Below are 24,704 nucleotides of genomic sequence, written 5' to 3'. Positions count from 1 at the left end.
TCCAGTTAAATTAAGCCACGAACGATTTTTTGAAATCAGCAACGGCGGTAGACAATGCAGCTTCACCATCTTTGTCGAGTTGCTTGGTTTCTTCGATCTTTTGCAGCAAAGGCGCGTGGCTGGTCTTCATGAAGTTGTGCAGGCCGCTTTCGAACGGCAGTACCTGCTTGACTTCGATGCTGTCCAGGAAACCCTTGTTGACCGCGAACAGGGTCACAGCCATCAGCGAGATCGACAACGGCGAGTATTGCGCTTGCTTCAACAGCTCGGTAACGCGTGCACCGCGGTCCAGTTGCTTGCGGGTCGCTTCGTCGAGGTCGGAAGCAAACTGCGCAAACGCTGCCAGTTCACGATACTGCGCCAAGTCGGTACGGATACCGCCGGACAGGTTCTTGATTACCTTGGTCTGGGCAGCGCCACCAACGCGCGACACCGAAATACCGGCGTTGATCGCAGGACGGATACCGGCGTTGAACAACGAAGTTTCCAGGAAGATCTGGCCGTCGGTAATCGAAATCACGTTGGTCGGAACGAAGGCGGAAACGTCGCCAGCCTGGGTTTCGATGATCGGCAAGGCAGTCAGCGAACCAGTCTTGCCCTTGACTTCACCCTTGGTGAAATCTTCGACGTACTTTTCGTTCACGCGTGCTGCGCGTTCCAGCAAACGGCTGTGGAGGTAGAACACGTCGCCAGGATAAGCTTCGCGGCCTGGCGGACGGCGCAGCAGCAGCGATACCTGACGGTATGCAACAGCTTGCTTGGACAGGTCGTCATACACGATCAGCGCGTCTTCACCGCGGTCACGGAAATATTCGCCCATTGCGCAGCCGGAGTAGGCCGACAGGTATTGCATCGCAGCCGACTCGGAAGCCGATGCAGTAACAACGATGGTGTATTCCATGGCGCCGTGTGCTTCCAGCGAGCGCACGATGTTCTTGATCGACGATGCCTTTTGACCGATAGCGACATAGATACATGTCACGTCCTGGCCCTTTTGATTGATGATCGCATCGATCGCAACAGCGGTCTTGCCGGTCTGGCGGTCACCGATGATCAGTTCGCGCTGGCCGCGGCCGATCGGCACCATCGAGTCGATCGACTTGATGCCGGTTTGCATTGGCTGCGAAACCGATTGACGGGCAATAACGCCAGGCGCGATTTTTTCAATCGGCGCTGTCAGCTTGGTGTTGACCGGACCCTTGCCGTCGATAGGCTGGCCCAGTGCATTCACTACACGGCCGCGCAGTTCCGGACCGATAGGCACTTCCAGGATACGGCCGGTACATTTGACTGTATCGCCTTCGGAAATGTGTTCGAAGTCGCCCAGGATAACGGCGCCGACGGAGTCGCGCTCGAGATTCAGCGCGAGGCCGAATGTGTTGCCTGGGAATTCCAGCATCTCACCTTGCATCACGTCAGACAGACCATGGATACGGCAGATACCGTCGGACACGGAAATAACCGTGCCTTGATTGCGAATTTCAGCAGTATCGCCAAGGCCTTGAATCCGGCTCTTGATCAGTTCGCTGATTTCAGACGCGTTGAGTTGCATGTTAACTCCTAAAATTTTTCTCGTTGCTCAGTTACGCAAATACGCAGGGGTCTCAGGCAGCCAAGGCAGCGTGCAGTTCCTGCAGCTTGGCGCGTACCGAGGTGTCGAACACTTCGTCGCCGACTACTACGCGTACGCCGCCGATCAGCGAGTTATCCACAGTGACAGATGGGTTCAGCTTGCGGCCGAATTTCTTTTCCAGCGTCGCGATCAGATCCTTCACTTGCGCTTCGGTCATTTCAAAAGCACTGGTGATCTCGGCATCGGCGGCGCCTTCTTGTGCATTCTTCAGCACTTGAAATTGCTCGGCGATTTCCGGCAAAGCGGCCAGGCGGCCGTTGTCAACCAGCGTCGCGACGAAGTTCTTGGCTTCGGCGTTGGCCGCCTGCGGCGATTTCAGCAGCGCCAGGAACGTATCCGCGATTTGCTGATGCGAGACGGCCGGATTGTGCGCCAGCGCCTTCACATCGGAATGGGCCGCTACCTGGCCCATTTCGGCAACCAGATTCGCCCACGCAGCCAGGTCTTGCGACTTGGCTACACGGAACAGCGCTTCTGCATAAGGACGAGCAATCGTTGCAAGTTCAGCCATGATTACAGCTCTGTTTTCAGTTGGTTCAGCAAGTCGGCATGCGCCGCGCTGTCGACTTCGCGCTTGAGGATCTGTTCGGCGCCTTTGACCGCGAGGGTCGCAACTTCGCCGCGCAGAACTTCGCGTGCCTTGGTCATTTGCTGTTCCGCTTCGGCTTTAGCGTTAGCGATGATGCGGGCAGCTTCTTCCGAAGCCGTTTTCTTGGCTTCGTCGACGATCAGCTGGCCGCGCTTTTCAGCTTCGCCAATGCGCTTTTGACCTTCGTCGCGCGCGGTCGCCAGTTCTGCCGAAGCGCGCTTTTCAGCGGCTGCCAGATCTGCCTTGCCGCGATCAGCGGCTGCCAGGCCGTCCGCAATCTTCTTGGCGCGCTCATCGAGCGCCTTGGTCAGTGGCGGCCACACGAATTTCATCGTGAACAGCGCCAGGACAAAGAAGACCACGAACTGAGCAAACAATGTTGCGTTTAAGTTCACGGTAATTTCCTTCTCAGAATAACGTGTGCTGAAGTGACTCAGCAGATTCGGTTACGCTTGATTAAATTACTTAGCGATGAACGGATTTGCGAATGCGAACAACATGGCGATACCAACACCGATCAGGAACGCAGCGTCGATCAGACCAGCCAGCAGGAACATCTTGGTTTGCAGAGTGTTCATCAGTTCTGGTTGACGTGCCGATGCTTCGAGGTACTTACCGCCCATGATTGCGATACCGATACAAGCACCGATAGCGCCCAAACCGATGATCAAACCACAAGCCAAAGCAACAAAAGACAGATCAGTCATGACAATTCCTTCAAAGTTAAGTGAATACAAAAATTAATACAAAAAAACAAAATCAAAACAAGAACAACTACTGATTCAAATCCGGCGCAGGTCAGTGCGCCTCATGCGCCTGGCCGATGTACACCAGCGTCAGCATCATGAAAATGAACGCTTGCAGCAACACGATCAGGATGTGGAAGATCGCCCAGATCGAGCCGGCCACGACATGTCCGACAAAACCAAACGCGGTGGCGGTCGAACCGAGCAGCGCGATCAGCAGGAACAACAGTTCGCCGGCATACATGTTGCCGAACAGCCGCATCGCCAGCGACACAGTCTTTGCAGCAAATTCGATCAGGTTCAGCAGCAGGTTGGCCGGAGCCAACCAGATGCCGAAAGGAGCCGCTACCAGTTCATGCAGGAAACCGCCTAAACCCTTGATCTTGAAACTGTAGTACAGCATCAGCACCAGCACGCCGAGGGCGATGCCCATGGTGCCGTTGAGGTCGGCGGTCGGCACTACGCGGTGGTGGGAAATCAGGCCGTCCAGGCCGACCAGCTTGAAGAAGCTGGAGAACAGGTCGACCGGCAGGAAGTCGAGCGAATTCATCAGGGCGACCCAGATGAACACGGTCAGCGCCAACGGCGCGATGAAGCTGCGGTCGCCGTGGACGATGCCCTTGGCCTGGTCGTCGACCATCTCGACCACCATTTCGACGAAAGCCTGGAAGCGGCCCGGTACGCCTGCAGTCGCTTTACGCGCGGCAAGGTACATCAACAGGCAGCCGACCACGCCGGCGAACACCGACCAGAAGATCGTGTCGATATTGATGATCGAAAAATCGACTATCTTGGATTGATGGCCAGTTGAAAAATGTCCAAGGTGATGGACAATATACTCTGAGGGGGTTAGTGCGTCGCTTGAAGCTACAGTCATGATCGATGTCTAAAAAGTAAGATTATGTAACTTTTGAGTACCACGATGAAGCTGACGATGAATGCCGGCCAATTCAAATCGTGGTACAACCATACGACCGCGCCAATCAGCGCAATCGTTGTAGCAATTTTGACAAACTCTCCGATGAAAAAAGACATCGGGTTGGCGCCACCTGGTTTGCGCGCGCTGATGTAAAGACGGAGAGCGAACAGTCCGTTGGGAACCGCGCAGCACACACCACCTAAAAGCGCGGAACAGAATCCGGATACGCCGGCCAGTAAACCTGCCACACTTGCCAGCACGACCGTAGTAACAAATTGCATAAGCACGATGCGCAGCATACTGACCCAATATTGTGCGAAGCCGCTCTTGCAACGCAGTTGACGAATGCGGCTGATACATCGCAGTAATGCGCGCAGTTAAACACGTAACTAAGGCAAGTCCACGGCTGATTTAGAAGCCCGAGGATTATAAAGGCTGGGCGCGGCTTTCGTCAAACTTTTGCTGCCGAATCATAAGCTTATGCAACAGATCCGCTTGCCTGCGGAAGCCCGTTTTACGGGCCGTGCAACCGTATCAACAATCATCCTGATTGTGATCCGTGCACCAATAATGTGAAGTGTCCCGATTTTTCTATTCAGCGCCTTTGAGCCGCGCGATCAAACCGTCCAGCGTGTCGAGGTCGGAAAAATCGATGATCAGCTGGCCGCGATTCTTGGCGGCGGTCTTGATCGTCACCTGGGTTGCCAGCAAATCCGACAATTCTTCTTCCAGGCGCGCGATATCGCGCGACTTTTCCTTGTTCTTGGCCGGCCGGCTGGCGCCGTCGGCTTCGGTAGTGGCGCGCACCACCAGTTTTTCGGTATCGCGCACCGACATCCGCTTGGCGACCACCTGGTTAGCCAGCGTGATCTGGGTTGCGGCATCGACCGCCAGCAGCGCCCGCGCATGCCCCATGTCGATATCGCCCGCCATCAGCATGGTCTGCACCGGCTTGGCCAAGTTCAGCAGGCGCAGCAGGTTCGAGACCGCGCTGCGCGAGCGCCCTACCGATACCGCCGCCTGCTCATGGGTGAAACTGAAATCGGTGATCAGGCGATGGATGCCCTGCGCTTCTTCCAGCGGATTCAGGTCCTCGCGCTGCATGTTTTCGATCAGCGCCATCGCCGCCGTGGTCTGGTCGTCGACATCCTTGACCAGCACCGGCACTTCGATCAGGCCGGCCAGCTGGGCCGCCCGGAAACGCCGCTCGCCGGCAATGATTTCATAGTGCTGGGCGCCGTTGTGCAACGCGATCGGCCGCACCAGGATGGGCTGCAGCAAGCCCTGCTCCTTGATCGACGCCGCCAGCTCGGCCAGCGCGCCTTCGTCCATGCGGGTACGCGGCTGGTATTTGCCGGCCTGCATGAGCGTCACGGCCAACACCGACGGCGCGCCGGCGATGGTCGGCACCGCCTCGGCGATATCGGTCGATCCGCCCAGCAGCGCTTCAAGGCCGCGGCCCAGTCCTTTTGATTTCTTGGTGACCATCTTATTCCTACCGTAGATTGCTGATTTACTGATAACGTTGTGACAAGCTGTGGATAACCCTGTGAATAAACCTATGGATAAGCCTGTGATTAAAGCTGTATAAGGCTGTACATAAGCTGTGCATTACATGGTCTTGATGCGCTCCACCATCTCTGCGCCAAAAGCGATATAAGCCTGCGCGCCCTTGGAAGCAGCGTCAAAACTGACGCCCGGCATGCCGTAGGAAGGCGCTTCGGCCAGCCGCACGTTGCGCGGGATCACGGTCTTGAACACCTTGTCGCCGAAATGCTTTTCCAGTTCGACCGACACCTGCTGCGACAGAGTCATGCGCGGATCGAACATCACCCGCAGCAGGCCGATGATCTTCAAGTCCGGGTTCAGGTTAGCGTGCACCTTCTTGATGGTGTTGACCAGGTCAGACAAGCCTTCCAGCGCATAATATTCGCACTGCATCGGTATGATCACGCCATGCGCCGCGCACAAGCCGTTCAGGGTCAGCATCGACAGCGCCGGCGGGCAATCGATCAGGATGAAATCGTATTCGTCGGCAACGGCGATGAACGCATCTTTCAAACGCTTTTCGCGATTCTCCAGCTCGACCATTTCCACTTCGGCGCCGGCCAGTTCGCGATTCGCCGGCAGCACATCGAAACCGCCGGTCTCGGAGGTCTTGCGCACCGACTTGATATCGGAGATGCCCAGCAATACTTCATAAATCGTGGCAGACAATGTGCCCTTGTTGATCCCCGCTCCCATGGTGGCATTGCCTTGCGGATCGAGGTCCGCCAGCAGCACGCGCTGGTTCAGTTGCGCAAGGCCGGCGGCCAGGTTCACGGCGGTAGTGGTTTTGCCGACCCCGCCCTTTTGATTGGCGACACAAAATATTTTTGCCATGTATTGGTGTAAAGGTCGTGATTAGTTAGTCGTTAATTTGATGCCAAAGCCGATCAGGAAAATGCCTGCGGCCTTGGAAGCGAATGCGGCGATACGGCGATTGTGTCCCAGGCGCTTGGCCGCGGTATTCCCGAGCAGTACCAGCAGACTACCGTAAAACAGCGCGCAACTGGAGATGATTGCAGCCATGGTGAGGAAGGTCAGGCTGCCGCGCTGCGTCGCCGGATCAATGAACAAAGGGAAGAACGCCATGTAGAACACGATCGCCTTGGGATTGATCAGCGTCACCAGGAAACCGCGGGTGAAATTGCTGACGCCGGCGAAACCCACGGCGGCGCTGGCCCCCTCGCTCTTCCTGGCGAACAGCAGTTTGCAGCCGAGGTAAGCCAGGTAGGCCGCACCCAGGTACTGCACACCCTTGAACACCAGCGGATTGGCGGCCAGCAGCGCAGCGACGCCTATCGCCGCCAGGAACATCAGCACCGCATCGCCCAGCATGATGCCGAACAGCGAGGCGTAACCGCCGCGCACGCCTTCCCTGCCGGCGCTGGTCAGGATGCAAAACGTACCGGCGCCCGGCAGCGCCAGGAACACCATGGTTGCAACGATCAGTTGCCAGACATCGGTAATGCCAAGGGCGTGGAAAAAAGCGGTCATGATGGATTTGCTCCTGCTGTTACTTGCGTTTGATAAAAATCAGGTGGCGTTCCGCATCCAGCCCCGGCACCGCCAGGGACCTGGTTTCGGTGACTTCCCAGCCGGCCGGCAAGCGCGCGATCTCCTGATCCGGCCGCACGCCTTTGAGCGCGATGAACTGGCCGTCATCGGTCAGCAAATGCGCCGACCAGTTGATAAAATCGGCCAATTCCGCAAATGCCCGCGAAGTGATCACGTCAAATTTCTGCGCTACCTGCAACTGCTCTACCCGGGCGGTGTAAACACTTACGTTGCCCAGGCCCAGCTCGGCTTTTACCTGGGTCAGGAATGCTGTTTTCTTGTGCACCGTGTCGATCATCGACACCCGCATCTGCGGCCTGGCCTTGCCGGCCCAGATCGCCAGGATCATCCCTGGCAGGCCGCCGCCGGCACCTACGTCGAGCACATTCTTTGCCTCGGTAAAAGCCGGCACTGCCGCCAGCGAATCCAGCAAATGGTGGGTCATCATCTGCGCCGGTTCGCGGATCGAAGTCAGGTTATAAACCTTGTTCCACTTTGCCAGCAGGTCCAGGTAAGCCAGCAGTTGCTGCTGCTGCTCCTGGTCCAGCGTGATTCCCAATGCTGACACACCTTGCCGCAGGCTCGCTTCCAGCGCTTGTTTTGCCGCCGGCGCGGTCTGCGTTGAACTCATGTTGCCACTCCTCGATTATCCCGGCAATTACCTTGATGGTAGTTGATTAGGTAGTTGATAACTAAGCAATCAGGCAGCCTGATCGTCTGCATTCAGCCGCTTCATGCCGCCCTTTTTCAGGTGCACCAGCAACAGCGACAAGGCAGCCGGCGTAACGCCGGAAATGCGCGAAGCCTGGCCGAAGGTTTCCGGCCGGTGCAGGTTCAGCTTCTGGCGCACCTCGATAGACAGCGCCTGCACATCCATGTAGTCCAGGTCGGCGGGCAGCTTCAGGTTTTCATTGTGCTCATGGCGCTCGACTTCCTTCGCCTGGCGGTCGATGTAACCAGCGTACTTGACCTGGATCTCGACCTGTTCCTTGACCGTGTCGTCCTGCACGCCCGGACCGCCCAGGTCCTGGCCATCGAGCCCCTTGAGCGTCATCAATTGATCGTAAGAAACATTTGGACGGCGCAGCAGGTCGACCAGGGAATATTCGCGTTCGATGGCCTTGCCTAGCAAGCGTTCTGCCTCGGCTTCGGCCACAATGCGCGGGTTGACCCAGGTTGAGCGCAGGCGCTCCATCTCGACCGCCACCGCTTCGCGCTTTTTCTCGAATTGCGCCCATTGGGCATCGCCGACGCAACCCAGCTGGCGGCCGATTTCCGTCAGGCGCAAGTCGGCGTTATCTTCGCGCAGGCTGAGGCGGTATTCGGCACGGCTGGTGAACATGCGATAAGGCTCCTGCACGCCTTGGGTAATCAGGTCGTCCACCAGCACGCCAAGGTAAGCTTCGTCGCGGCGCGGTGTCCAGGCATCGCGCTCCTGCGTCTGCAGCGCAGCGTTCAAGCCGGCCAGCATGCCTTGGGCGGCTGCCTCTTCATAACCGGTAGTGCCATTGATCTGGCCAGCAAAGTACAAGCCCTGGATCGACTTGGTTTCCAGCGAAGCCTTCAAGGCGCGCGGATCGAAATAATCGTATTCGATCGCATAGCCGGGACGCAGGATGTGGGCATTTTCCAGCCCGCGCATCGAATGCACCAAGGCCAGCTGCACATCGAACGGCAGGCTTGTCGAAATACCATTGGGATAGAACTCGTTGGTAGTCAGCCCTTCCGGCTCCAGGAATATCTGGTGCGAATCCTTGCCGGCAAAACGATGGATCTTGTCCTCTATCGATGGGCAGTAGCGCGGCCCCACTCCTTCGATCACGCCGGTGTACATCGGGCTGCGGTCGAGGCCGGCGCGGATGATGTCGTGCGTTTGCTGGTTGGTATGGGTAATCCAGCACGGCAGTTGGGCCGGATGCATGGCGGTATTGCCCATTACCGAGAATACCGGCACCGGATCGAGATCGCCCGGCTGTTCCTGCATCACGGAAAAATCGATGGTGCGGCCGTCGATGCGCGGCGGCGTGCCAGTCTTCAGGCGGCCTTGCGGCAGTTTCAATTCTTTCAGGCGCGCCGACAGGGAGATTGCAGGCGGATCGCCGGCGCGGCCGGCGGAGTAGTTGTTGAGGCCGACATGGATCTTCCCGTCCAGGAAAGTACCGGCGGTCAGCACCACTGCCCTGCTACGGAACTGGATACCGACTTGCGTAACGGCGCCGACCACCCGATCGCCCTCTACCAGCAGATCATCCACCGCTTGCTGGAACAGCCAGAGATTTTCCTGGTTTTCCAGGCGCGAACGGATAGCTTGCTTGTACAGGATGCGGTCAGCTTGCGCGCGGGTTGCCCGTACTGCCGGCCCCTTCGAGGAATTCAGGATACGAAACTGGATGCCCGCTTCATCGGTAGCGATAGCCATTGCACCGCCCATCGCATCAACCTCTTTTACCAGGTGGCCCTTGCCTATCCCGCCAATTGAAGGGTTGCACGACATCTGGCCCAAGGTCTCGATATTGTGTGTCAACAATAGAGTCTTCTGGCCCATGCGGGCAGACGCCAGCGCGGCTTCGGTGCCGGCATGACCGCCGCCGACGACGATTACATCAAAATGTGTAGGAAAAAGCATAGTGCGCCTCTTGGAGACGATGAAAAACAGTGGGCTGAGGCGTGATTATAAAGCATGCAGCTATCGCTTACACCCTCCCGCGCGCAGTGTCGTGATTGTTTCACGTGAAACATTGAACAAACCGGAGTTATCGCGCCCCAAAACAACAACGGCGATTGTTTCACGTGAAACAATCGCCGTTAGCGGTAAAGTCTGTGGAATTACTTAAGGAAGGCGTCGTAACCCGTTTTCAAGATCAATACCGACACCACCAGCAAAAACAGCTTCCGTACAAAACCGCTCCCATGCTTGATCGCCAACTTGGTACCGACCAGGGAACCGCCAACATTACAGATAGCCATTATCAATCCAAGCTGCCAGATGATATGCCCGCTATATCCAAACCACAGCAAGGCAGCCAGGTTGGTCGCCACATTGATAACCTTGGATACGGCGGAAGCAGCCAGGAAATCGAAGCCGAAAAACCGCACAAACAGGAAAATCAGGAAGCTACCTGTACCAGGGCCAAAAACACCGTCGTAAAACCCGATCCCACCACCGATCAACACCGCAAACAGCTTCTCCTTCGAACCGGTATGCAGAGGAGCATGGATACTGCCGAAATCTTTCTTCTTCACTGTGTATATTGCGACCGCCAGCAAAATGAACGGCAGCGATTTGCGAATCGCCTCAGTCGGTATATGGGTTACGGTATATGCGCCAAGGAAGGCAAACAGGAATGCCGCTCCTGCTGCGGGCAATGCCGCACTCCATGCCAGCTTGACACGTTTGGCGAAATTGACCGCAGCGGCGCCGGTGCCAAATATCCCGGCCAGCTTGTTGGTGCCGAAAACGGTAGCCGGCGCGGCATTGGGCAGCATCGAGAACAAGGCCGGTATCTGGATCAAGCCCCCTCCTCCAACCACGGCGTCGATCAGGCCGGCGACAAAACTGGCAAGGGCAAGGATAAGGAAGTCGGGAAATAACTCAGGCATGATGAACCAGGCAATATTAAAGACACGCAATTTTACGTGCCTGCGCCTGAGCGAGCATGCCAGGCAGCTATGTTATTTAGTCATAGCCATCCAAGTATTTCGATTAGCTGAATTGGATGGGAAAGTTCAAGCAAGCAACTTAATTAACACCGGAGAAGCTGCCTATTATTTAGGCAACGCGGATATTCTTGTCCCCAAACAAAAAACCCGTACCAGCCAAGCTGGGTACGGGCTTTTAGAGATACGGCCGGGACTACGTCATCTGGCGCCGGAGCGCTTGAGCAAGGCCGAGATTTCACCGACAATCCCGCGCCGGAACGCCAGCACACAGACAATGAAGATGAAGCCGGTGACGATAGTGACCGACTCGCCCAGTCCATTGAACCATTCGATATGCGTCACCGAGGCCAGCCAGTTGCCGATATCGCCCAGCTTGTTTTCCAGCACGATGATGATCAGCGCACCGACGATCGGTCCAATGATCGTGCCCAAGCCACCCACCAAGGTCATCAGCACCACCAGCCCCGACATGGTCCAGTGCACGTCGGTCAGCGTTTCAAAACCCAGCACCAGGGTCTTGGTAGAACCGGCCAGGCCTGACAGCGCGGCCGACAAGACAAAGGCCAGCAGCTTGTAGCGGCTGACGTCGTAGCCGAGTGAAATGGCGCGCGGCTCGTTTTCCTTGATCGCTTTCAGCACCTGGCCAAACGGCGAGTTCACGGTGCGCATGATCAGTGCGAAGCCAGCCACTGCAATCGCCAGCACCACATAGTACAAAGTCAGGTCGTTGCCGAGATCGATAAAGCCGAACAAATGCCCGCGCGGCACACCCTGCAAGCCATCCTCGCCGCCGGTGAACGGCATCTGCAGGCAAACGAAATACAGCATTTGCGCCAGCGCCAAGGTGATCATCGTGAAGTAAATACCCTGGCGGCGGATCGCCAGGCTGCCCATTACCAGGCCGATCAGGGCGCCCGCCGCAGTCCCTGCCAGCAAGCCCACTTCAGTCGGCAAGCCGAGCTTGGTCAAGACATAACCCGCGATATAGCCGGCGCCGCCGAAGAAAGCGGCATGTCCAAACGACAACAATCCGGTAAAGCCGATCAGCAGGTTGAACGCGCAGGCAAACAGCGCGAAGCAGATGATCTTCATCAGGAACACCGGATAGATGCCGAACGGCGCCGCCAGTGCCGCAGCCAACAGCAAGCCATAGCCTATTTTCTTGTTCATGTTCATAACCGCTCCGCTCATTTCTCTTTGCCGAACAGGCCTGCCGGCCGGATCATCAGCACAATCGCCATCACGATGAACACCACCGTGGCCGACGCTTCCGGATAAAACACGCGGGTCAATCCTTCGATCACGCCCAGCGCCAGGCCGGTAATGATGGATCCCATGATGGAACCCATGCCGCCGATCACCACAACCGCGAATACGACGATAATCAGGTTCGAACCCATCAGTGGCGAGACCTGGATCACCGGCGCCGCCAGCACCCCGGCAAAGGCCGCCAAAGCGACGCCGAAGCCGTAGGTCAAGGTCACCATCAGCGGCACGTTGACGCCGAATGCTTCGACCAGCTTCGGATTCTCGGTGCCAGCGCGCAAGTAAGCGCCCAGCTTGGTCTTCTCGATCACGAACCAGGTCGCAAAACACACCGTCAGCGAAGCCAGCACCACCCAGGCGCGATAGTTCGGCAGCACCATGAAGCCGAGGTCGGTGGCGCCGCTCAGCAGTTCCGGCACCGAGAACGGCTGGCCGGAGACGCCATAGAACGAACGGAAGATGCCTTCCACCATCAGGGTGATGCCGAAGGTCAGCAGCAAGCCGTACAAGTGGTCCAGCTTGTACAGCCAGCGCAGCATGGTCTTCTCGATGATGACGCCGAACAGTCCCACCAGCAGCGGCGCCAGGGCCAGCATCACCCAGTAGTTCAGGTTGAAATAGGTCAGCCCGATCCAGGCCAGGAAAGCGCCCATCATGTACAGCGCACCGTGGGCGAAATTAATCACGTTGAGCAAGCCGAAGATCACTGCCAGGCCGAGCGACAGCATGGCGTAGAACGAGCCGTTGACGAGCCCCAGCAGCAGCTGGCTCATCAAGGCTTGAAAGGGAATGCCGAATATTTCCATGGCAATGTCATCAAAAGGTCACTCGTGCGAGTGAAGGACTATCGAACAGCGCGCCACGCAGCGCAGGAACAAATCCTTGCACTGCGCGGCGCGCCAGGCATATCGTCAGCATCGGGCCGCATCCTCAGCAGAGGCGCGGCAGCCTGGTTACTTCCACAAGGCGCACTTGCTCTCGGCCTTGGTCGTGAAAGCCTGTTCGCCCGGGATGGTCTGGATCTTGGTCAGGTAGTCCCAAGGATATTTCGATTCAGCCGGTGTCTTGACCTGGTACAGCGTCATGTCGTGCACTACCCGGCCATCCGCGCGCAGATAAGCGTTCTTGGCGTACATGTCGTTGAACTTGGCCTTGCGCAGCTGCTCCATCACCTTGTCGCCATCGTCCGTGCCGGTGGCCTTGACTGCAGCCAGGTATTGCATCGCCGACGAGTAATCCGCGGCCTGCAGGCTGGACGGTTCCTTTTTCATCTTCTCGAAATAACGCTTCGCCCATTTGCGCGATTCGTCGTTCTGGTCCCAGTACCAGCTGTCGGTCAGGTACATGCCCTGGGTCTGCTTCAGGGTCAGCGAATGGATGTCGTTGATGAACACCAGCAGGCCGGCCAGCTTGGCATTCTTGGTGACGCCGAATTCATTGGCGGCCTTGACCGAGTTGATCAGGTCGCCGCCGGCATTCGCCAGGCCGATGATCTGCGCCTTGGACGACTGCGCCTGCAGCATGAAGGAAGAAAAATCAGAGGCGTTCAATGGATGCTTGACCGCGCCCAGCACGGTACCGCCAGACGCTTTCACTACCGCGGTCGTATCTTTTTCCAGCGACGCGCCGAAGGCATAATCGGCAGTCAGGAAATACCAGCTCTTGCCGCCCTGCTTCACTACCGCCGAACCGGTGCCATGCGCCAGGGCGTAGGTATCGTAAGCATAGTGCACGGTATAAGGCGTGCATTCTTCGTTGGTCAGGCGGGTGCTGCCGGCGCCGATTTCAAAGAACGGTTTCTTCTTTTCCGCTGCAATCTTCGCCATCGCCAGCGCGGTGCCGGAGTTGGTGCCGCCGATCAGCACGTCCAGGCCTTGCTGGTCAAACCACTCGCGCGCCTTGCTCGATGCGATGTCGGCCTTGTTCTGGTGATCCGCCACCACCAGCTCGATTTTCTTGCCGTTGATGGCGCCGCCCATGTCGGCGATCGCCATCTTGATTGCTTCCGCGCCGCCGGGGCCGTCGATATCGGAGTAAACGCTCGACATGTCCGTGATGAAGCCGATCTTGATGACGTCGCCGGAAATCTGCGCCGAAGCCGGCGCGGCAAAGCCGAGGGCGACAGTACTGCTCACTGCGGCTGCCAAAATCTTTAACTTGATATTCATTGTCTTCTCCATTTTTTAAACCACCCGTTATCCCGCGGCTGCATCCGCAGCAAGCGGAACTCCCCGTCCAGACCTACACACCCAACAAAGCATTCAACACCGGCATTTTCTGTTCCAGCTGCGACGACGCAAACGACTCCACGATCTGCCCGTGCTCCATCACGTAAAAACGGTCCGCCAGGGGCGCCGCAAAACGGAAGTTCTGCTCCACCATCACGATCGTGTATCCTTTGGCTTTCAAGGTGGTGATCATGCGCGCCAGCGTCTGCACGATCACCGGCGCCAGGCCTTCGGATATCTCGTCCAGCAACAGCAGCCGCGCGCCGGTGCGCAAGATGCGCGCAACCGCCAGCATCTGCTGCTCGCCGCCCGACAGGCGCGTGCCCTGGCTGTTCCTGCGTTCTTTCAGGTTGGGAAACATGTCATAGATTTCCTCGACGGACATGCCCTTTTCCGTAGTCGACAGCGACGGCGGCAACAGCAGGTTTTCCTCGGTCGACAAGGAAGAAAAAATGCCGCGTTCTTCGGGACAATAGCCGACGCCGTGATGCGCAATCTTGTAGGTCGGCAGCGCGATCGTCTCGACGCCGCCGATCTTGATCGAGCCTTTGCGGGCGCCGGTCAAGCCCATGATCGCACGCATGGTGGTAGTGCGGCCGGCGCCGTTGCGGCCCAGCAGCGTCACCACTTCGCCCTTGTTCACGCTGAGGTTGACGTTGTGCAGGATATGCGATTCGCCATACCAGGCTTGCAGGTTTTCGATGGCCAGCGCAGCCGTGCCTTGGGCTACGGCGCTGACGCTTGGAGATTGGACAGCGGACATCAATGCGCTCCTGCCAGTGCCTCGGTGCTGGTGCCCATGTAGGCTTCCATCACCAGCGGGTTCTTGGATACTTCTTCATAGCGGCCTTCGGCCAGCATGGCGCCGCGCTGCAGGACGCTGATCTTGTCGCAGATGCCTGACACCACGTTCATGTTGTGCTCCACCATCAGGATGGTGCGGCCAGCGGAAACTTTCTTGATCAGCGCCGTGACACGGTCGACGTCTTCATGCCCCATGCCCTGGGTCGGTTCATCCAGCAGCATCAGTTCCGGCTCCATGCCCAGGGTAGTCGCAATCTCCAGCGCCCGCTTGCGGCCGTAAGGCAGGTCGACGGTCAGGGTATCGGCGAACTCGGTGAGGTCGACTTCCGCCAGCAGTTCCATAGCGCGCTGGTTCAGCTGCGCCAGCGATTTGCCGCTTTTCCAGAAATGGTAGGAAGTGCCCAGTGTACGCTGCAAGCCTATGCGCACATTCTCCATCACGCTCAAATGCGGAAACACGGCGGAAATCTGGAAGGAACGGATAATGCCTTGGCGCGCGATCTGGGCCGGCGCATCGGTCGTGATATCACGGCCGTTGAACAGGATCTGGCCGGAAGTCGGCACCAGGAATTTGGTCAGCAGATTGAAGCAGGTTGTCTTCCCTGCCCCGTTGGGACCGATCAACGCGTGGATATGGCCGCGCTCGACCTGCAGGTTAACGCCATTGACGGCCGTGAACCCCCTGAACTCCTTGGTCAGGTTTTTTGTCTCCAAGATGATGTCAGTCATCCGGTCTCCTATTCATGTTGCCTTATCGGAACCGCTCACAGATGGTATTGCAAGCGCCTTATCAGCCTTATATTTTTTTACGGATACTAACCGTTGCCGCTCTGCCGGGGCAATACGTAGAAATACTATACAAAAACTTTGGATAAATTAGCCATGTCTTACAAAATATCCTGAACGGCGCCCAGGACCAAGCCCTTATTTTCATTTGCCGACGCCCTCTTTGATGAATTTTGCCGCCATTTCCGCAATCATCAGGGTCGGCGAATTGGTATTGCCGGAAGTAATGACCGGCATCACCGAAGCGTCAACCACGCGCAGCCCGCCCACGCCCTTCACCCGCAGCCGGCTGTCCACCACCGCCGTCGGATCGTCGCCACGGCCCATCTTGCAGGTCCCTACGGGATGAAAGATGGTGGTGCCGATTTCGCCGGCGGCTCTGATCAGTTCTTCCTCGGTCCGGTATTGCGGGCCAGGCTTGAATTCTTCCGGCGCATATTTCCGCAGCGCCGGGGCGGCGGCAATCCTGCGCGTCAGCAGCAGCGACGCTGCGGCAACCTTGCGGTCCTCCTCGGTATCCAGGTAATTCAGGGTAATTTTGGGCGCCTCCCCGGCTGCGCCGGAAGCGATCCGCACATGGCCGCGCGAGCTGGGCCGCAGGTTGCAGACGCTGGCGGTAAAAGCCGGGAAAGCATGCAGCGGATCGCCGAATTTTTCCAGCGACAGCGGTTGCACATGATATTCCAGGTTGGCCGTGGCCTGCCCCGGATCGGACTTGGCGAACGCCCCCAGCTGCGACGGCGCCATCGACATCGGGCCACTCTGCATCAGCAGGTATTCCAGGCCGATCCTGGCCTTGCCCAGCCAGCTGCTGCTCATGACGTTAAGGGTGTTGACGCCGCTGACCTTGAACGCCATCCTGATCTGCAAATGGTCTTGCAGATTCTCGCCGACACCCGGGGTATCCTGCATGACCGGGATCTGGTGCTGCTGCAGCAGCGCCGCCGGACCGATGCCGGACAACTGCAGGATTTGCGGAGAACCGACAGCGCCGGCGCTCAGCAGGGTTTCGCGGCTGGCCTCGGCGTACCATTCCTTGCCGCCGCCGGAAAACTCGACGCCTTTGCACACCAGCCCCTGCTCGCCACGCTCAAGCGCCAGGCGCTTTACCTGGCAGCCGGTCATGATTGTCAGGTTGCCGCGGCCGCTGGCAGAACGTAAAAAAGCCTTGGCTGCATTCCAGCGGATGCCGCGCTTCTGGTTCACGTCAAAATAACTGCATCCTTCATTGTCGCCGCGGTTAAAGTCGTCGACCTTGGGGATGCCGGTTTCGGCCGCAGCATCGCGGAAAGCATCCAGGATCTTCCAGGACAAGCGCTGCTTCTCAACCCGCCATTCGCCGCCGGCGCCGTGGAATTCACTGGCGCCGTTATAGTGGTCTTCGCTCTTCCTGAACAGCGGCAGCACCTGCTCCCAGCGCCATGCAGGATCGCCGGTGAGTTCTGCCCACCGGTCGTAATCCCGGGCCTGGCCGCGCATGTAGATCATGCCGTTGATCGATGAACTTCCGCCCAGCACCTTGCCGCGCGGATAAATCAGGCTGCGTCCATTCAAGCCGGCGTCAGGCTCGGTCCGGTACATCCAGTCGGTACGCGGATTGTTGATGCAATACAGGTAACCGACAGGGATATGGATCCAGATGTAATCGTCCTTGGCCCCTGCTTCTATCAGCAATACCTTAACCGAACCGTCCTGTGTCAAACGATTCGCCAGCACGCAGCCGGCGGTCCCCGCACCGATGATGATGTAGTCGTACTTGCCTGCTGATTCCATGCGTCTCTTTCTGTTTTTTTGTCTTGTGCAAACCTGCTTTGCCGCCCGATTTTCAAAATCCCATTCTGCGCTTATCAAAAAAAAGAAACATCACAGAACGAGATCTGTATAGAACATGAATATTATTTATACTATTTTTAAAATAATTATTTACACCATTTATTTAGCGACCGGCATGGTGAACTCCGCGCCTTTTGAAATGGTCTGCGGCCAGCGCTGCATGATCGATTTATAGCGCGTATAAAACCGCACTCCTTCTTCTCCATATGCATGCGTATCGCCAAACAGCGAGCGCTTCCATCCGCCGAAGGAGTGCCACGCCATCGGCACCGGAATCGGTACGTTGATGCCGACCATGCCGACCTCGATGCGCCGCGAAAACTCGCGCGCGGTATTGCCGTCCGAGGTAAACAGCGCTACGCCGTTGCCGAATTCGTGGGCATTGACCAGGTTCACGGCCGCAGCAAAATCAGGCACCCGGACGATGCAAAGAACCGGTCCGAAAATCTCTTCCTGGTAGATTTTCATTTCCGGCGTCACCTGGTCGAACAACGATCCGCCAAGGAAAAATCCCTGCTCCAGTCCCGCTACTTTCAGACCGCGGCCGTCGACCAGCAGCCTGGCGCCGGCAGCAACGCCGCCTTCGATATAAGTTTCGATCTTTTCCTTGTGCGCGGCGCTGACCACCGGCCCCATTTCCGCATCGGCTTCCATGCCGTTCTTGATCTTCAGCGCTTTCACGCGCGGAATCAGCGCTTCTATCAATTTGTCGGCGACATTGCCGACTGCCACCGCCACCGATATCGCCATGCAGCGTTCTCCGGCCGAGCCGTAAGCAGCCCCCATCAACGCATCCACCGCCTGGTCCAGGTCAGCGTCCGGCATTACCACCAGGTGATTCTTGGCGCCGCCCAGCGCCTGCACCCTGAGCGGATAGACGCCTTTGCGCTTGGCGCCCTCTTGATAAATATATTCCGCGATAGGCGTAGATCCGACGAACGATACCGCCTTCACATCGGGATGCTGCAACAAGGTATCCACTGCCAGCTTGTCGCCTTGCACCACATTGAATACGCCATCCGGCAAGCCGGCCTGGCGGAACAGGTCGGCCAGCATCAGCGACGGCGACGGATCGCGCTCGGAAGGCTTGAGGATAAATGTGTTGCCGGTCGCAATCGCCATCGGCGCCATCCACAACGGCACCATTACCGGAAAATTGAATGGCGTGACGCCGGCGGTGACGCCCAGCGGCTGGCGCAGGTTCCAGTTATCGATGCCGCCGCCGATATTGTCGGTAAATTGCGTCTTCAGCAGATGCGGGACGCCGCAAGCGAATTCGACGATTTCCAGGCCGCGCGTCACTTCGCCCTTGGCATCGGAAAACACCTTGCCGTGTTCCCGCGTAATCGCCGCCGCCAGCGCATCGTGATGCTGCTCCATCAATTCCTTGAACCTGAACATCACCCGCGCACGCTTCAGCGGTGCGGTATCGGCCCATGCCGGCGCGGCTGCGGATGCGGCGGCAACCGCGGCGTTGACTTCTTCCACGCTGCCCAGCACAACCCTGGCCGAAACCGCGCCGGTGGCCGGGTTGAACACGTCTTGCAGACGGCCGCTGGCGGATTCGGCCAGCTTGCCGTTGATGTAATGTTGAATGAGCGGAGTCGGGCTGGGCGTCGAATTGAATTCGGTAGTCATAAGGATTCCTTTTGGTAAAACCGGGTTCGGTTAGCGTTTTCCCAGAATATCGCTAGCTTTGCCAACAATCCAATGAGTTATGATCAATACCAATATAAGCAATGCTAATAATAAAACCATCCTGATTAAAGATTAAGCACATGGACATCACCCAACTTCGCGCCTTCCTCACCGTCGCCAGGGAGGGCAACTTGACACGTGCCGCCGAACTCCTGCACGTCACGCAACCTGCGGTCAGCCTGCAAATCAAGTCGCTGCAGGCCAGCTTGAACCTGCAACTGTTTACGCGCATCCCCAGCGGCATGGCTTTGACCGACGAAGGCATCAAGTTGCTGCCATTTGCCGAACGCGCAATCGCCGCCATGGCCGAAATGCGCCAGCAGGCCGAAAGCCTGCACTCGGACAGCGCGGAAATACTGAGCGGAAAACTGGCGATCGGCACGATTCTCGATCCTGAATTCATCCGGCTGGGCGCTTTCCTGCAGCGCCTGGTGGAAAGTTATCCCCAGCTTTCTACACAGTTGCAGCACAGCATGTCTGGCGATGTACTACAGCAAATCAAATCCGGCCATCTCGATGTCGGTTATTACCTCGGTACGCCCAACAAAAACTTTCACCGGCTCACACTGACACAATTTACTTACTGCGTGCTTGCACCATCCGGCTGGAAAAGCCGGGTTTCCGGAAAAGACTGGCCGGCTTTGGCCAAACTGCCCTGGATCTGGACGCCACCCGAGTCAGCCCATCATCGTTTACTCAGCAAAACTTTTGCTCAATACAAAGTCACGCCAAACAAAGTTGCCCTGGTCGACCAGGAACCTTCGATGCTTGACCTGGTGAAATCCGGAGTCGGCTTGTCCCTGGTGCGGGAGTCAATTGCATTGCGTGAAGCACATGCCCACGGCCTGGTGATTTCCGATACGGTCAATTTATCTACCGAACTTTCGTTTATCACCCTGGAAAAACGCAAGGACGAACCGGTCATCGCTGCAATTTTTGCAATATTGCAGTCAATCTGGAAGAACTGATGCTTTAAAAGCATTTTTTAGAGAAGGAAACGCGTTCTTTTTGCAAAACCGGCTTCTTCAGCTTTGTATTTAAAGATTTATATATATAAATAGTAGTAGTAGTTAACCACCTGCTTTTCTGTGGATAACTATAGATTTGACTATTCATTCAATCACTTACAGTTTGGATAAATGCTGAGTAAACCTTGTATCCGGAAAGAACATTTCTTGGATAAAAATGGCGGTCTAACGCTTGTCCTTGTTTATTCACATTGGATTCCACTAGTTATCCAAAGACTTATCCACAACCCTCGTTCTGGATCTCTTCTTTTCTACCGTTCAAATAGATGCATTTTTTGAATTGAGGAAAGAAGGTTTTTGAAAAAATGCCGTTTTTATTTCTTTTTATTAAATATTTTTTTAAAAGCAACTTCAAAAGAAAAGGCTTTTCGGTTTTGTATTTAAAGATTTATATATATAAATAGTAGTAGTAGTTAACTAACTGCTTTTCTGTGGATAACTACATATTTGACTATTCATTCAAGTACTTATGGATTGGATAAAGCCTGAGTAATCGGTGTATCGCAAAAGAATAGTTCTTGGATAAAAAGATGGCTGTGGAAAACTATCTCAGATATCCACAATTGAAAAACACGATATCCACAGCCTTATCCACAAAATCAGAAAATCGGGCTGTTTGCCTGGGTTTTTGAGCCTCCTGAACCTGTTTTCAAGAAAATTTTTCTCTTGCCTAAATAATGGGCAGCATGAAAGAAAGAAAAAAGCCTGGACAGGATAAATCCAAACCTTTAATGTACGCTTAGCGTATATAAAGGTGATGAGAATGAGTGATCAACAAACTTTCCTGCGCGATGCCATGCGTCGCCTGAACCTGACACGGGACAATTTTTCCGACCGCATCGGCATTCGCAAGCGTGCGCTGGATACATGGCTGCTTCCGGAAACATCCAGTGAATTCAGGGTCATGCCGGACATTGTCAGCAAATTTGTCGGCGAAATCCTGGCTGCCGAATTGCTTAAATCTGCTTCAACGCAGAGCGTATATATCAATAAGGCCGATACTCCGCTCCGAGAGCAGATTGCTTATAACGGCAGGCCCCAGCTGCTGTCGGTCGACCAGTTCTCACGTGATTCTCTAGAGCAGCTGTTCCGCGTGACAGACATCATGCAGCCCATTGCAAGGCGCCAGAAGGTCTCGCGCATCCTCGAGGGGGCGGTGCTGGCCAATCTGTTCTTTGAAGCCAGCACGCGCACGCGTATCAGCTTTGGCGCGGCTTTTTGCCGGCTGGGAGGTTCGGTGTGCGACACCACCGGCTTTACCTTCTCTTCGATGACCAAGGGCGAGTCGATCTATGACACCAGCCGCGTCATCAGCGGTTATGCCGATGCGCTGGTAGTCAGGCATCCGGAACAGGGCGCGGTCGACGAATTCGCCCGCGCCACGAATATCCCGGTGATCAACGGCGGCGACGGGCCGGGCGAGCACCCGAGCCAGGCGATCCTCGACCTGTACACCATACAGCGTGAATTCTCGCGCCTGGGGAAACTGGTCGACGGCGCACATATCGTCATGGTCGGCGACCTGAGGTACGGCCGCACCGTGCATTCGCTGATCAAGCTGCTGGCCCTGTATCGCGGCCTCAGGTTCACCCTGGTGGCGCCGCCGGCGCTGGAGATGCCGGCCCATATCCTGGAACGCATCGCCCGCGGCGGCCACACGGTGGAGCAATCGGCCTCGCTGGCGCAGGGATTGAAGGGGGCTGACATCGTATACGCAACCCGGATCCAGAAAGAACGCTTTGCCGACGAGGCAATAGAAGGCTACACCCCCGATTTCCAGATCAACCAGGCGCTGATCGACGCCACCTGCGGCGCCGGCGCCATCGTCATGCATCCCTTGCCGCGCGATGGCAGGCCGGGCGCCAACGACCTGAGCACGGATCTCAACCACGATCCGCGCCTGGCGATCTTTCGCCAGACCGACAACGGCATTCCGGTGAGGATGGCGATTTTCGCCACCCTGCTAGGCGTGGAAAACCAGGTACAGCATTCGATGCGCGACGTCAGCTGGCGCTCGCCGCAATATGTCGGGCCGGATGACGCGGTATTTGATGGGGTCGCCTAGACGGGGTCGCCTAGATGGGATCGCCTGGACGCGGTCGCCAGGATCGGTGATCGATTGAAATTTACGAGCCGGACCGGGCGGTCCGGCCGTATCCGGCAGGAAAATGAGGGTTAGCGGGTTTTCTTTGGACGCAGCATCTTGCCGGGCGGCGGCGCCACCGGCTTTTCCTTGGCCAGCGCCAGCAGGCCGGCGCAATCGCTCTGCTGGTCCGGGCTGATATTGATCAAGGGCAGCACTGCCGCCACCGGAGCCAGCACGCCGAGCGCAATCGCACCGCCGGCCTTCAAGGCCAGCACACCCTTGTCCACACCTACGTCCGGGTTCTTGAAGCTGCCTGTGACGTGCAGCGGCGACCTGAGCGAGAAGATGCGCAAGCCCTTGGTCTTCGGATTGATGGTCAGCGCCAGCGACTCCTGGGCCAGGTTGACCTGGCCTTCAACATTGACGATGGCGTCGTCGGTATCCATCACGAAGGTGCGGGCGTCCATCACGCCGTTGGTCACGGCAAAATCGCTGGCCAGGCAATTCAGCTTCACCTGCTTGTCGCCGAACAGCTTGGAAATCACCACATTGCCGATGTTCAAGCCAGCCGCCTCCAGCAAGAACTTGCTGATGGTGCCCTGGTTGATCAGGGTTTTCAGTTCGCCGTTCGAGCTGGCCAGCAAGCTGGCCACCGAATTGCCGACAGCGGACAGTGATGCGTCGCCGTTTATTTCACCCAGGCTGGCCTGGGCTGACGCCAGCGTCGGGAACAGCTGTTTGATTTTCAGGTGGCGCGCCGAGATTTTCATTTCCGCCTTGATCAGCTTGTTGCTGCCGTCGAGCTTGATGTTGGAAACCAGGTTGCCGCCGGCCACGCCGAAGTTCAGCGGCGTCAGCGACAGCACGCTGTCTTTCAAATGGACATCGGCGACCAGGTCTTGGATCGGTAGGTCCTTGTCGCGGATAATCTTGCGGCCGGTGAATTTGACATCGGCATCGATGCTGCCCCAGCGCGCGGTGTCGAACTGCTCCACCGGCAGCACCTTGTTGCTCGGCTGCGCCACGCCGTCGCCGCGATTGGCCTTGCTGGCGTTCGAGTCAGCGCCGATCAGCGGCGCCAGGTCCTGCAGCTTGAGCTGGTTGGACAGCAGCGAGCCTTTCAGCAAAGACCGTGGTTTCTGGGCGATGTATTCCAGCATGCCGGACAGGTCGCTGGAGCCGACGCGGCCGCTGAATTTATCATAGGTCCAGTCGCCTCCGGCGCGGTTGAGCTTGCCGATCAGCCGCCCTTCGGTGGCGAACGGCGGCGTCGCCGGCAGCACGATGCCGGTCAGCGGATACAGGTTCGACATGCTGGCGCCCGACAATTTCAAGCGCAAGTCCAGCGCCGCCAGGTCGCTCGGCTTGGTCAGCGTGCCCTGGATGGCAATCGCGGTCTTGCCGACATTGACGCTGGCCTGCAGCGGATAGGGCGTGGTGGAATTTTGCAGCGACAGCACAGCGCCGGCTTTGCCGCTGCCGCTGACGGCAGCCTTGTTGAACGTACCGCCGACCTTCCAGCCGATGCCGTAACCTTCGGCGCTGGTTGCCGGCAAGCTGTCGATGTCAGCCTTGATATTGAGCTTGCTGATGGGGTCCAGCAACCTCACCGTGCCTTTCACCAGGGCCAGCTTTTGCAGTTCCAGCTGCCAGGCAGACGGCCCGCTGGATTTGAACGTCCAGTTGTTGTCGCCGTCCGGCTTGCGCTCCAGCGCAATGCTTGGCGTATCGAGCTCCAGCGACGGTATCACGATGCGCTGCGCCAGCAAGGGCAAAGGACTCAATGAAAACGTCAGCTGGCCGATCTCCGCCATGTGCGGACCGGTCTTGGCCCAGTCGGGATTGTCCAGCACGATGTCCTTGGCGCTCAGGCGCGGCCAGGGCACCCAGCGGCGCCAGCTATCGAGGTCGGCCTGCGATTTTTGCCAGGTAAGCACCAGGTCGCCGCGAATCGCGAAATTGCGTCCGGTGGCCTCGCTGACCCGCTGGTTCAGCCACGGCTTGGCGCGGTTCCAGTCGAATGTGAGCAGCAGCGCCACGCAGAGGGCGATCAAGGCAATCAGCGCCGCAATCGACCATAACAGCCATCGAACCGGGAGCCGTAGCGAGGGAAATGTAGAGGCAGTCATAAGGTTGTGAGGTGAGTCGCGATGAAAAAGTTCAATTTGACAAGTGTCCGGATGGCCGTGCTTGCCGCTCTACCAATAATAAACTGATGAGAGTGTATGTCATCGAGACCCGGTGATGAGACGTTATCTAGAGACTGACTCCCTGCATTTGTGTGAGACATGCAAGCGTTTGTAACCCGATGTTGCATAGCCAAGTTGCC

Annotated in this window: 22 protein-coding genes; 2 read left to right on the top strand and 20 right to left on the bottom strand. The window is 57.2% G+C overall.

From position 1 onward, the window contains the following. Nucleotides 1-10: 10 nt before the first annotated feature. The 19 genes from atpA to AC07RZ_RS09890 form a co-directional block, all read right to left on the bottom strand. Entirely contained in the window at nucleotides 11-1,552 is a 1,542-nt protein-coding gene (gene atpA, locus AC07RZ_RS09980; RefSeq protein ID WP_144742531.1) for a F0F1 ATP synthase subunit alpha, read from the bottom strand. Between the two features lie 52 nt (nucleotides 1,553-1,604). After that, nucleotides 1,605-2,144 carry a F0F1 ATP synthase subunit delta gene (locus AC07RZ_RS09975; protein ID WP_494667840.1) on the bottom strand — a complete coding sequence of 180 codons (540 nt, stop codon included), beginning with the start codon at nucleotides 2,142-2,144 and terminating at the stop codon, nucleotides 1,605-1,607. A 2-nt stretch (nucleotides 2,145-2,146) separates the two neighbouring features. After that, the gene (locus AC07RZ_RS09970; protein WP_494667839.1) at nucleotides 2,147-2,617 is read right to left on the bottom strand and encodes a F0F1 ATP synthase subunit B; all 471 of its coding nucleotides are present in this window, start codon (nucleotides 2,615-2,617) and stop codon (nucleotides 2,147-2,149) included. A 66-nt stretch (nucleotides 2,618-2,683) separates the two neighbouring features. Then, nucleotides 2,684-2,929, bottom strand: a complete 246-nt coding sequence (gene atpE / locus AC07RZ_RS09965) for a F0F1 ATP synthase subunit C (RefSeq protein WP_011872763.1) — start codon at nucleotides 2,927-2,929, stop codon at nucleotides 2,684-2,686. 91 nt (nucleotides 2,930-3,020) lie between these two features. Then, on the bottom strand, nucleotides 3,021-3,845 hold the full coding sequence (gene atpB / locus AC07RZ_RS09960) for a F0F1 ATP synthase subunit A (protein WP_494667838.1): 825 nt from the start codon (nucleotides 3,843-3,845) through the stop codon (nucleotides 3,021-3,023). Then, entirely contained in the window at nucleotides 3,842-4,186 is a 345-nt protein-coding gene (locus tag AC07RZ_RS09955) for an ATP synthase subunit I (protein ID WP_092395811.1), read from the bottom strand. The genes atpB and AC07RZ_RS09955 overlap by 4 nt, the downstream gene beginning before the upstream one ends. Nucleotides 4,187-4,478: 292 nt before the next feature. Continuing rightward, complete coding sequence (locus AC07RZ_RS09950; protein WP_494667837.1) at nucleotides 4,479-5,375, bottom strand: ParB/RepB/Spo0J family partition protein; 897 nt, start codon at nucleotides 5,373-5,375, stop codon at nucleotides 4,479-4,481. A 123-nt stretch (nucleotides 5,376-5,498) separates the two neighbouring features. After that, nucleotides 5,499-6,269 (bottom strand): ParA family protein, encoded by a 771-nt coding sequence (locus AC07RZ_RS09945; RefSeq protein ID WP_092395815.1) that lies wholly within the window; start codon nucleotides 6,267-6,269, stop codon nucleotides 5,499-5,501. Between the two features lie 21 nt (nucleotides 6,270-6,290). After that, nucleotides 6,291-6,926, bottom strand: coding sequence for a leucine efflux protein LeuE (gene leuE / locus AC07RZ_RS09940; RefSeq protein ID WP_494667836.1), 636 nt, complete (start codon nucleotides 6,924-6,926; stop codon nucleotides 6,291-6,293). 19 nt (nucleotides 6,927-6,945) lie between these two features. Further along, entirely contained in the window at nucleotides 6,946-7,617 is a 672-nt protein-coding gene (rsmG, locus tag AC07RZ_RS09935) for a 16S rRNA (guanine(527)-N(7))-methyltransferase RsmG (RefSeq protein WP_494667835.1), read from the bottom strand. A gap of 69 nt (nucleotides 7,618-7,686) precedes the next feature. Further along, on the bottom strand, nucleotides 7,687-9,612 hold the full coding sequence (mnmG, locus tag AC07RZ_RS09930; RefSeq protein WP_342829845.1) for a tRNA uridine-5-carboxymethylaminomethyl(34) synthesis enzyme MnmG: 1,926 nt from the start codon (nucleotides 9,610-9,612) through the stop codon (nucleotides 7,687-7,689). A 200-nt stretch (nucleotides 9,613-9,812) separates the two neighbouring features. Continuing rightward, nucleotides 9,813-10,586, bottom strand: a complete 774-nt coding sequence (locus AC07RZ_RS09925; RefSeq protein ID WP_494667873.1) for a sulfite exporter TauE/SafE family protein — start codon at nucleotides 10,584-10,586, stop codon at nucleotides 9,813-9,815. Between the two features lie 258 nt (nucleotides 10,587-10,844). Further along, on the bottom strand, nucleotides 10,845-11,816 hold the full coding sequence (locus tag AC07RZ_RS09920; protein ID WP_494667834.1) for a branched-chain amino acid ABC transporter permease: 972 nt from the start codon (nucleotides 11,814-11,816) through the stop codon (nucleotides 10,845-10,847). A 17-nt stretch (nucleotides 11,817-11,833) separates the two neighbouring features. Next, nucleotides 11,834-12,718, bottom strand: coding sequence for an ABC transporter permease subunit (locus AC07RZ_RS09915; RefSeq protein WP_144742540.1), 885 nt, complete (start codon nucleotides 12,716-12,718; stop codon nucleotides 11,834-11,836). Between the two features lie 147 nt (nucleotides 12,719-12,865). Then, nucleotides 12,866-14,074 carry an ABC transporter substrate-binding protein gene (locus AC07RZ_RS09910; RefSeq protein ID WP_494667872.1) on the bottom strand — a complete coding sequence of 403 codons (1,209 nt, stop codon included), beginning with the start codon at nucleotides 14,072-14,074 and terminating at the stop codon, nucleotides 12,866-12,868. A gap of 79 nt (nucleotides 14,075-14,153) precedes the next feature. Beyond that, a complete protein-coding gene (locus AC07RZ_RS09905) occupies nucleotides 14,154-14,903 on the bottom strand; it encodes an ABC transporter ATP-binding protein (RefSeq protein ID WP_494667833.1) in 750 nt (249 codons plus the stop codon). Next, a complete protein-coding gene (locus tag AC07RZ_RS09900; RefSeq protein WP_092395827.1) occupies nucleotides 14,903-15,673 on the bottom strand; it encodes an ABC transporter ATP-binding protein in 771 nt (256 codons plus the stop codon). Before AC07RZ_RS09900 ends, AC07RZ_RS09905 begins: the two co-directional genes overlap by 1 nt. Before the next feature lie 201 nt (nucleotides 15,674-15,874). Then, the gene (locus AC07RZ_RS09895) at nucleotides 15,875-17,503 is read right to left on the bottom strand and encodes a GMC family oxidoreductase (protein ID WP_494667832.1); all 1,629 of its coding nucleotides are present in this window, start codon (nucleotides 17,501-17,503) and stop codon (nucleotides 15,875-15,877) included. Between the two features lie 159 nt (nucleotides 17,504-17,662). Then, nucleotides 17,663-19,201 (bottom strand): CoA-acylating methylmalonate-semialdehyde dehydrogenase, encoded by a 1,539-nt coding sequence (locus tag AC07RZ_RS09890; protein ID WP_494667831.1) that lies wholly within the window; start codon nucleotides 19,199-19,201, stop codon nucleotides 17,663-17,665. Nucleotides 19,202-19,341: 140 nt separating this feature from the next. On the opposite strand from AC07RZ_RS09890, the gene AC07RZ_RS09885 reads away from it, so the two are divergent. Both AC07RZ_RS09885 and AC07RZ_RS09880 read left to right on the top strand, forming a co-directional pair. Beyond that, nucleotides 19,342-20,229 (top strand): LysR family transcriptional regulator, encoded by an 888-nt coding sequence (locus tag AC07RZ_RS09885; protein ID WP_494667830.1) that lies wholly within the window; start codon nucleotides 19,342-19,344, stop codon nucleotides 20,227-20,229. Between the two features lie 823 nt (nucleotides 20,230-21,052). Further along, the gene (locus AC07RZ_RS09880) at nucleotides 21,053-22,354 is read left to right on the top strand and encodes an aspartate carbamoyltransferase (RefSeq protein WP_494667829.1); all 1,302 of its coding nucleotides are present in this window, start codon (nucleotides 21,053-21,055) and stop codon (nucleotides 22,352-22,354) included. 110 nt (nucleotides 22,355-22,464) lie between these two features. Here the strand turns inward: AC07RZ_RS09880 and AC07RZ_RS09875 are convergent, their stop codons facing one another. Beyond that, a complete protein-coding gene (locus tag AC07RZ_RS09875) occupies nucleotides 22,465-24,504 on the bottom strand; it encodes an AsmA family protein (protein ID WP_494667828.1) in 2,040 nt (679 codons plus the stop codon). Nucleotides 24,505-24,704 lie beyond the last annotated feature (200 nt).

This window comes from Collimonas sp. GW821-FHT07E08 (assembly GCF_059418905.1).
The sequence above is the reverse complement of the archived record's forward strand: the minus strand, read 5'-3'. Positions and strand labels throughout refer to the sequence as shown.

Bases quoted from the DNA above. Each gene is read 5' to 3' on its own strand.
- AC07RZ_RS09885 (WP_494667830.1), top strand. From the start codon at position 19,342: ATGGACATCACCCAACTTCGCGCCTTCCTCACCGTCGCCAGGGAGGGC.
- AC07RZ_RS09955 (WP_092395811.1), bottom strand. From the start codon at position 4,186: ATGCTGCGCATCGTGCTTATGCAATTTGTTACTACGGTCGTGCTGGCA.
- AC07RZ_RS09905 (WP_494667833.1), bottom strand. From the start codon at position 14,903: ATGTCCGCTGTCCAATCTCCAAGCGTCAGCGCCGTAGCCCAAGGCACG.
- AC07RZ_RS09880 (WP_494667829.1), top strand. From the start codon at position 21,053: ATGAGTGATCAACAAACTTTCCTGCGCGATGCCATGCGTCGCCTGAAC.
- AC07RZ_RS09975 (WP_494667840.1), bottom strand. From the start codon at position 2,144: ATGGCTGAACTTGCAACGATTGCTCGTCCTTATGCAGAAGCGCTGTTC.
- AC07RZ_RS09945 (WP_092395815.1), bottom strand. From the start codon at position 6,269: ATGGCAAAAATATTTTGTGTCGCCAATCAAAAGGGCGGGGTCGGCAAA.
- AC07RZ_RS09950 (WP_494667837.1), bottom strand. From the start codon at position 5,375: ATGGTCACCAAGAAATCAAAAGGACTGGGCCGCGGCCTTGAAGCGCTG.
- atpA (WP_144742531.1), bottom strand. From the start codon at position 1,552: ATGCAACTCAACGCGTCTGAAATCAGCGAACTGATCAAGAGCCGGATT.
- atpE (WP_011872763.1), bottom strand. From the start codon at position 2,929: ATGACTGATCTGTCTTTTGTTGCTTTGGCTTGTGGTTTGATCATCGGT.
- leuE (WP_494667836.1), bottom strand. From the start codon at position 6,926: ATGACCGCTTTTTTCCACGCCCTTGGCATTACCGATGTCTGGCAACTG.
- AC07RZ_RS09900 (WP_092395827.1), bottom strand. From the start codon at position 15,673: ATGACTGACATCATCTTGGAGACAAAAAACCTGACCAAGGAGTTCAGG.
- mnmG (WP_342829845.1), bottom strand. From the start codon at position 9,612: ATGCTTTTTCCTACACATTTTGATGTAATCGTCGTCGGCGGCGGTCAT.
- AC07RZ_RS09915 (WP_144742540.1), bottom strand. From the start codon at position 12,718: ATGGAAATATTCGGCATTCCCTTTCAAGCCTTGATGAGCCAGCTGCTG.
- rsmG (WP_494667835.1), bottom strand. From the start codon at position 7,617: ATGAGTTCAACGCAGACCGCGCCGGCGGCAAAACAAGCGCTGGAAGCG.
- AC07RZ_RS09875 (WP_494667828.1), bottom strand. From the start codon at position 24,504: ATGACTGCCTCTACATTTCCCTCGCTACGGCTCCCGGTTCGATGGCTG.
- atpB (WP_494667838.1), bottom strand. From the start codon at position 3,845: ATGACTGTAGCTTCAAGCGACGCACTAACCCCCTCAGAGTATATTGTC.
- AC07RZ_RS09895 (WP_494667832.1), bottom strand. From the start codon at position 17,503: ATGGAATCAGCAGGCAAGTACGACTACATCATCATCGGTGCGGGGACC.
- AC07RZ_RS09920 (WP_494667834.1), bottom strand. From the start codon at position 11,816: ATGAACAAGAAAATAGGCTATGGCTTGCTGTTGGCTGCGGCACTGGCG.
- AC07RZ_RS09890 (WP_494667831.1), bottom strand. From the start codon at position 19,201: ATGACTACCGAATTCAATTCGACGCCCAGCCCGACTCCGCTCATTCAA.
- AC07RZ_RS09925 (WP_494667873.1), bottom strand. From the start codon at position 10,586: ATGCCTGAGTTATTTCCCGACTTCCTTATCCTTGCCCTTGCCAGTTTT.